Below are 7,887 nucleotides of genomic sequence, written 5' to 3'. Positions count from 1 at the left end.
CTGTTCTTTGGCTAAACGCTCCGCTTCTTCGCGCTTCGCCTGCTCCTCGGCTAAGCGAGCGGCTTCTCGTTCAGCTTCTTGCTGTTTTTTATCTGACTTTCCGAACCCTAACCAGGATAGAATTTTGCTCTTTTTACCCATAACTCGCTAAATACCGTTTTAGTGTGCAATCAAATTAGTGAGAACTTATTGGCGCAGATGATCCATGCGCACAGGCGCTGTGGTGGAAGACCTGACAGGCCATGTACATGGCTGATAACAAGCTCTGTCATTATTGCCCGACAGTGTACCATGTTCCAATAGGATGAAAAATCACAGCTTAATGATATCTGCGCGGATTGCACGCAGGCACAGCAATAAACCTTGCTCCACCTCACCCTGAATGCGGTATACTGGACGCTGTCATTTGCGCGTAGTGGGTAAAAAATGAGAAAGCAGCAGTCAAAAAAGCCGGTATCCGGGCATATTCGTTTGATCAGTGGTCGATTTCGCGGGCGTAAGTTGCCCGTTAAAGATGTTGAAGGGCTCAGACCAACCACCGACAGAGTCAAGGAAACCGTGTTCAACTGGCTGATGCAGGATGTCAGAGATGCCAAGGTACTGGACTGCTTTGCCGGTTCCGGCAGCCTCGGCTTTGAGGCTTTGTCGCGGTTTGCACACAGTGGTGTGTTTTTTGAGTTCGACAAGCAGGTAGCGCAGCAGCTGCAAGACAATATCGCAACGCTTAAATTAGACAATGCCCAGGTCGAGCAAGGCGATACCTTAGCTAAACTGGCTGTTCAGGCCCCCCAGCAATTCGACTTAGTGTTTGTTGACCCGCCGTTTAGACGCGATATGGTACAAACCTGTTGTGCGTTACTAGAAACCAATCAATGGCTCAGCGAAGACGCCTTAATTTATGTTGAGTTTGAACGCGAAAATACCCCAGAATTCCCCGAGAATTGGACCATTTTAAAAGAAAAACTCGCCGGGCAGGTGTGCTGCCGACTCTACCACCGCACTTAATGGTCGCCGTACAGCAAGGCTAAATAGCTGAAATAATGGACAGTTTAGTATATTTGCTCGCGCCTGGTCGCGCATCTGGTCTCGAGCATGACAGGTGCGGTAATTTTAACTATAATTTGGTCTTTACATGCGGTGATGCTTCGGCTTACAATACCGCACCATTTTTGAACCAATTGACCGTTTTTTGGTCGGTTAGAGCAAAGCTCACTAATTAGGTAGGTGAATTTTTAATGCCAGTAATTAAAGTAAGAGAGAACGAACCGTTTGACGTAGCACTTCGTCGTTTCAAGCGTTCATGTGAAAAAGCAGGTATCCTTTCAGAAGTTCGTCGTCGCGAGCACTATGAAAAGCCAACAGCTGAGCGTAAGCGTAAGAAAGCGGCTGCTGTTAAGCGTCACATGAAAAAGCTTTCTCGCGAAAACGCACGTCGCGTTAAATTATACTAATCGCTGCGAGTCTTGCATATGAGCCTGTTAGCTACGTTAAAAGACGCGCAAAAAGCAGCAATGAAAGCCAAAGACAAACCTCGTCTTACCGCTATTCGTGCTGCCCTTGCTGAAGTTAAGCAACGAGAAATCGATAACCAAACGACACTGGACGACGCAGGTATTACCTCCGTTTTAGTGAAGCTGGTAAAGCAACGCCGCGATTCTTATACTCAGTATAAAGACGCTGGCCGCGAAGACTTAGCCGACGTAGAAGCTGGTGAGATCACTGTGCTGGAGTCCTTCTTACCTCAACCTTTGAGTGAAGAAGAGATAGCAACATTGATCGATTCTGCAATTGCCGATACCGGCGCCGCTGGCATGCAGGACATGGGCAAAGTAATGGGCGTGATTAAAGCAAAAGCTGAAGGTCGCGCTGATATGGGCAAAGTTTCAGGTTTAATTAAACAGAAACTTAGCGCATAAGCCCCGCATCAAGTATGATTATGAGTAAACCGAGCCTAGCGCTCGGTTTCTTCGTCTAAGCGATAGGGTAAAAATGGCAGGAAAAATTCCAAGACAATTTATCGACGACTTGTTGGCCAGAACCGACATCGTTGAATTAATCGATAACCGCATCGGTCTGAAAAAAGCCGGCAAAGATTATCAGGCCTGCTGCCCTTTTCATAACGAGAAATCCCCCTCTTTCACCGTCTCTCGTGACAAGCAGTTTTATCACTGTTTTGGCTGTGGTGCTAACGGCAACGCGATTTCATTTTTAATGGAATACGACAAGCTGGAATTTGTCGATGCCATCGAAGAACTGGCTGGACAATTCAGCCTCGAGATCCCCAGAGAGCAAGGCCTGGGTGGGCCACAACGTAGCTTTGAAGAAAAAAAATCCGACTACGATCTGATGCAGCAAACTGCGCGCTTTTATCAGCAGCAACTTAATCAGCATCAGAAATCCGCAGAGGTTAAAGCCTATATTGCTGGGCGTGGCTTATCCCAGCAAACCATAGATAAGTTTCAAATGGGCTTTGCGCCGCCCGAATGGGATCTGCTGATCCGCACGCTGGCACGCAACCCGGCGCAACGCCAGCAGCTGGTTGAATTAAAACTGGCAACAGAAAAGTCACCGGGCCGTCAGTTCGACTTTTTCCGCGACCGACTGATGTTCCCAATTCGCGATAAACGCGGCCGGGTGATTGCCTTCGGTGGCCGAGTCATGGGGCAAGATCAGGGCCCCAAATACCTCAACTCGCCGGAAACTAGAATTTTCCATAAGAGCTTTGAGCTGTACGGCTTCTATGAAGCCAAGCAGGCCCATCGCCAGCTGGCACAAGTGTTGATAGTCGAAGGCTATATGGATGTTGTAGCACTCAGTGAGTATGGCATCGATTATGCGGTTGCTGCACTGGGCACAGCTACCACAGCAGAACATATGCAGACCCTGTTCCGCAACACCGATCAGGTGATTTGTTGTTACGATGGCGACCGCGCTGGTAAAGATGCCGCCTGGCGCGCGCTGGAGCACGCCCTGCCCAACCTGAAAGACGGTAAGTCACTGCGCTTTGTGTTTCTGCCCGATGGTGAAGACCCGGATTCCTTAGTTCAAAAAGAAGGTAAAGATGCCTTTGAGCAACGACTAAAAGACGCCGAAGACTATAGCAAGGTGCTGTTTGCCCGGCTGTCGGAACAGTGCGACTTAACCACGGATGCCGGCAAAGCCAAACTGCTTAGTGAGGCACTGCCGCTGATCGAAAAAATACCGAGCGAATATTATCAGGAGTCGTTGCTGGGCACACTGGCGCGCCTGATCGGCCGCACCCGAGAACAACTGAGTGCCAAACTGGCAACGCCGCGAAAGCAGCATAGCATTGAGCGTAAGTTTAAAGTCACGCCCATGCGCCGGGCTATTGGTCTGCTGTTACAGCATCCGAGTCTGGCATCGGTGGTAGAGCACCTGCCGGAGCTGGCAGAGCTGCCCTTACCGGGTATGCGCCTGTTCCTGACATTACAGGCCACCTGTTTATCACGACCCGATTACACCACGGCGCACATCCTTGAAGCATTCAGGGATACGCCTGAATATTCGGCCCTGAACAAGCTGGCAACCTGGCAGCATAATATAGATGAAGAAAAGCTCATTGATGAATTTAAAAATACTTTTCAGTTTATTGAAGATCAGTGTTTAAATTTGCGCCTTGAGACCTTATTAATAAAAGACAAAACCGAAGGCCTAAACAGCGATGAACGGCTTGAATGCGCACTCCTGACCCAAGCGTTAGGTGCGCGAAGAACTGGTCAAAAATAATTTTTGCTGTTATAATGTTCTATTCACTGCGTCAACCAAAATAGTGTGGTTTTTAGCTGACGCCCGTTGTAACAACTTTATCAGAGTGGAAGCAATAATCTCTATGGATCAAACTCCTCAGTCACAACTCAAACTTCTGATTCAGAAAGGTAAAGAGCAAGGTTACTTAACTTTTGCAGAAGTTAACGATCACCTTCCACAAGACATCATAGATTCGGATCAAGTAGAAGATATCATTAGCATGATCAATGATATGGGTATCCAGGTAGCAGAATCTGCACCGGATGCCGATGAACTGATGATGCAGGAAACCACGACCGACGAGGATGCAGCCGAAGCCGCGGCTGCCGCATTGGCAACGGTAGAAAAAGAGATCGGCAGAACCACAGACCCAGTGCGTATGTATATGCGTGAAATGGGTACGGTTGAGCTGCTGACGCGCGAAGGTGAAATTCAGATCGCCAAACGCATCGAAGAGGGAATTAATCAGGTACAGATCTCGGTTGCCGAGTACCCTGAAGCCATTACCTACTTGCTTGAACAATGGGACAAATACGAAGCCGAAGAGATGCGCCTGAGCGACATCGTCTCTGGTTTCTTCGACTCGTTAGAAGACGATGAAGCCCCTATTTCAGCGACTCACATTGGTTCTGAGCTCAGCGAAGAAGACCTCGACGATGAAGACGATGATGGCGATGAAGACGACGACGATTCGGAAGACGCAGATACAGGTCCGGATCCTGAAATTGCGCGCGAGCACTTCGAAGAATTAAGAACCCTTTACATCAACGCTCGTAAGTGTTTTGAAGTAAAAGGCCGTGCACACCCGGATTCACAAGCAGCAATTGCCGAAATCGGCGAGCTGTTCCGTAAATTTAAACTTGTGCCAAAACAGTTTGACCGCATGGTTAACAACATGCGTGACATGATGGACCGCGTTCGTGTTCAGGAACGTATCATCATGAAGCAAGCGGTACAGATTGCAAAGCTACCGAAGAAAACCTTCATCAAGCACTTTGCAAACAATGAAACGGATATGGCGTGGGTCGATGCTGAAATTGCAGCAGGTGATAAGCACTCAGCAAAATTAGCTGAAGTAAAACCAGAAATCGAACGCTGTGTGAACAAGCTGAGCGCCATCGAAGAAAGCACTGGCCTGAGCATTGAACGTATTAAAGACATCAACCGTCGTATGAGCATTGGTGAAGCCAAGGCCCGCCGTGCGAAGAAAGAAATGGTTGAAGCCAACTTACGTCTGGTTATTTCAATCGCGAAAAAGTACACCAACCGTGGCCTGCAATTTTTGGATCTGATCCAAGAAGGTAACATTGGTCTGATGAAAGCCGTTGATAAATTCGAATACCGCCGTGGTTATAAGTTCTCGACTTATGCAACCTGGTGGATCCGTCAGGCTATCACCCGCTCTATCGCTGACCAGGCACGCACCATCCGTATTCCGGTGCACATGATTGAAACGATCAACAAGTTGAATCGTATCTCTCGTCAGATGCTACAGGAAATGGGCCGTGAGCCTAGCCCGGAAGAACTGGCTGAGCGCATGATGATGCCAGAAGACAAGATCCGTAAGGTGCTGAAAATTGCCAAAGAGCCAATCTCCATGGAGACGCCAATTGGTGATGATGAAGATTCGCATCTGGGAGATTTCATCGAAGACACCACGATTGAGTCGCCGGTGGATTCAGCGACAATGGAAAGCCTGCGCGGCGCGACCAACGAAGTACTTGCCGGCCTGACGGCCCGTGAAGCCAAAGTATTGCGCATGCGTTTTGGTATCGACATGAATACCGACCATACGCTGGAAGAAGTGGGTAAACAGTTTGACGTAACCCGTGAGCGTATTCGTCAGATTGAAGCAAAGGCTTTGCGTAAGCTGCGCCATCCATCACGCTCTGACTTACTGAAGAGCTTCCTGGATGTGAAAGGCTAAGCGCCCATTCAAAATCATCAAAGGCCGCATTTGCGGCCTTTTTAGTTTACTCTGGGATCGATAGACCCGAATTATAAATAGGTAACAACTATGGCTTGGATCCAGATCCGCATTGATGCCGACAAAAACAGCGCCGACCATTACAGCGATCTGTTGATGGAGATCGGCTGCCCGTCTGTCACATATATTGACGGACAAAACAACCCCATCTATGAGCCTAAGCCCGGTGAAGTGCTGCTTTGGCCACAAACCATCGTGATTGGCTTGTTTGAGGCCAACCACGATATGCAGGCGGTTGTCGACTACCTGAAGACCGCCAGTGATGCCCCACTTAAATACAAGCTCGAACAGCTCGAAGACAAAGACTGGGAACGCGAGTGGATGGATAACTTCCACCCAATCAAATTTGGTGAACGCTTGTGGATCTGCCCCAGCTGGCGTGACGTGCCCGACCCGGATGCCGTCAATGTATTACTCGATCCGGGACTGGCTTTCGGCACGGGCACCCATGCCACCACAGCACTGTGCCTGAAATGGCTGGAACAGCAAGACTTGAGCGGTAAAACCGTGGTCGACTTTGGCTGCGGCTCCGGGATCCTGGGGATCGCGGCGATCAAACTGGGCGCAGAGCGGGTGATCGGCATCGACATCGATCCACAAGCACTGGTTGCCAGTCGCGATAATGCCGCACGCAATGGCGTGGCCGACCAATTAGAAGTGTACCTACCTGAGAATCAGCCGGAATTTTCTGCTGACATAGTCGTGGCCAATATCCTGGCGCAGCCGCTCAGAGAGTTGCATGAGGTGATCCTCGGTTTCCTTAAACCTGGCGGCGAAATCGCCATGTCGGGCATACTGGAAGAACAGGCGCAATCGGTAGCCGATGTCTACGCCCCTTTCCTGACACTTGAGGCCATTGCTCAAGAGGGTGAATGGACCCGAGTGAGCGGCAAAAAAGGTTAGTGCCTTATCACGCGTAAAGCCCTTAATTAACAGGCTTTACGCATTTTTTACAGTCCCTTCTTTCCCGCTTTGAAATGACAAACGGTTAAATTTAAAACAATTCTGACCTTCAGTCAGTTTGTTATAAAAAGTCAACCCGTCAAGCTCAAAAAAAAAGCACTTATGTTCAATTTATAGCCTTTGATTTTTGCAAAAAAAACCGTAAACTTAGCGCCCCTTGAAAAGAGGCGGATTGAACAGCAGTGCGTATTGGTCCTTACCAACTTGAAAACAACTTAATGGTCGCGCCAATGGCGGGGATCACCGACAGACCTTTCAGACAATTGTGTCGGCGCTTAGGGGCCGGACTGGCGGTGTCAGAAATGTTGTCTTCAAATCCAAAGGTATGGAAAACCGATAAATCAATGAACCGCATGGATCACAGCGGTGAGTCGGGTATTCGTTCCGTGCAAATCGCCGGAGCAGATCCTGAGTTGATGGCGCAGGCGGCGCAGTTCAATGTCAGTAATGGCGCGCAGATCATAGATATTAATATGGGCTGCCCCGCGAAGAAAGTGAATAAAAAGCTGGCAGGCTCAGCGCTATTGCAATACCCGGAACTGGTGGAAGAGATAGTTCAGGCTGTGGTCAACGCAGTCGATGTCCCGGTCACTTTGAAAATCCGCACAGGATGGGATCCGGAGAATCGCAATGGCATTGAGATTGCTCGCATTGCCGAGCGTAATGGCATTGCTTCTTTGGCCGTACATGGGCGCACCCGTGCATGTATGTATAAAGGCAACGCCGAATATGCCACGATCAAAGCGATCAAAGCAGCGGTTGGCATTCCTGTGGTGGCAAACGGAGACATCGACTCTCCACAAAAAGCCAAACAGGTACTGGATTATACGGGCGCAGATGCCATCATGATTGGTCGAGCAGCCCAAGGTCGTCCCTGGATTTTCCGGGAGATAGACCATTACTTGCGTACTGGAGAAACGCTTGCGGCCCCGGAGTTATCCGAGGTACGCAGCATCTTGATGGAACACTTGGTGAATCTCCATCAATTCTACGGTATGCCTATGGGTGTACGCATCGCACGCAAACATGTGTCCTGGTATTTGCAGGCCCATGACCAAGATGGTCAATTTAGGCGAGTATTCAATGCTCTGGACGATGCCAATGCGCAGGTCGAGACATTAGAACACTATTTTGAAACACTAGCAGCTAACTAAGAAAGAGACATAAAG

General features: G+C 49.1%; 7 protein-coding genes. All 7 read left to right on the top strand.

What is annotated here, in order from left to right:
• Nucleotides 1–426 precede the first annotated feature (426 nt).
• The 7 genes from rsmD (at nt 427) to dusB (ending at nt 7,872) form a co-directional block, all read left to right on the top strand.
• A complete protein-coding gene (rsmD, locus tag C3B51_RS08785; RefSeq protein ID WP_125716713.1) occupies nt 427–1,005 on the top strand; it encodes a 16S rRNA (guanine(966)-N(2))-methyltransferase RsmD in 579 nt (192 codons plus the stop codon).
• A 230-nt stretch (nt 1,006–1,235) separates the two neighbouring features.
• The gene (gene rpsU / locus C3B51_RS08780; protein WP_010362466.1) at nt 1,236–1,451 is read left to right on the top strand and encodes a 30S ribosomal protein S21; all 216 of its coding nucleotides are present in this window, start codon (nt 1,236–1,238) and stop codon (nt 1,449–1,451) included.
• An 18-nt stretch (nt 1,452–1,469) separates the two neighbouring features.
• On the top strand, nt 1,470–1,916 hold the full coding sequence (locus C3B51_RS08775) for a GatB/YqeY domain-containing protein (protein WP_046004287.1): 447 nt from the start codon (nt 1,470–1,472) through the stop codon (nt 1,914–1,916).
• Between the two features lie 73 nt (nt 1,917–1,989).
• Nucleotides 1,990–3,747, top strand: a complete 1,758-nt coding sequence (dnaG, locus tag C3B51_RS08770) for a DNA primase (RefSeq protein ID WP_130244789.1) — start codon at nt 1,990–1,992, stop codon at nt 3,745–3,747.
• 103 nt (nt 3,748–3,850) lie between these two features.
• On the top strand, nt 3,851–5,695 hold the full coding sequence (rpoD, locus tag C3B51_RS08765) for an RNA polymerase sigma factor RpoD (RefSeq protein WP_125716715.1): 1,845 nt from the start codon (nt 3,851–3,853) through the stop codon (nt 5,693–5,695).
• A gap of 90 nt (nt 5,696–5,785) precedes the next feature.
• Entirely contained in the window at nt 5,786–6,658 is an 873-nt protein-coding gene (gene prmA / locus C3B51_RS08760; RefSeq protein WP_046004290.1) for a 50S ribosomal protein L11 methyltransferase, read from the top strand.
• Between the two features lie 242 nt (nt 6,659–6,900).
• Nucleotides 6,901–7,872: a tRNA dihydrouridine synthase DusB gene (dusB, locus tag C3B51_RS08755; RefSeq protein WP_125716716.1), complete on the top strand. Its 972-nt coding sequence runs from the start codon at nt 6,901–6,903 to the stop codon at nt 7,870–7,872.
• Nucleotides 7,873–7,887: the final 15 nt, after the last annotated feature.

It is taken from the genome of Pseudoalteromonas rubra, assembly GCF_004212645.1.
GTDB classification, from domain to species: domain Bacteria; phylum Pseudomonadota; class Gammaproteobacteria; order Enterobacterales; family Alteromonadaceae; genus Pseudoalteromonas; species Pseudoalteromonas rubra_G.
The sequence above is the reverse complement of the archived record's forward strand: the minus strand, read 5'-3'. Positions and strand labels throughout refer to the sequence as shown.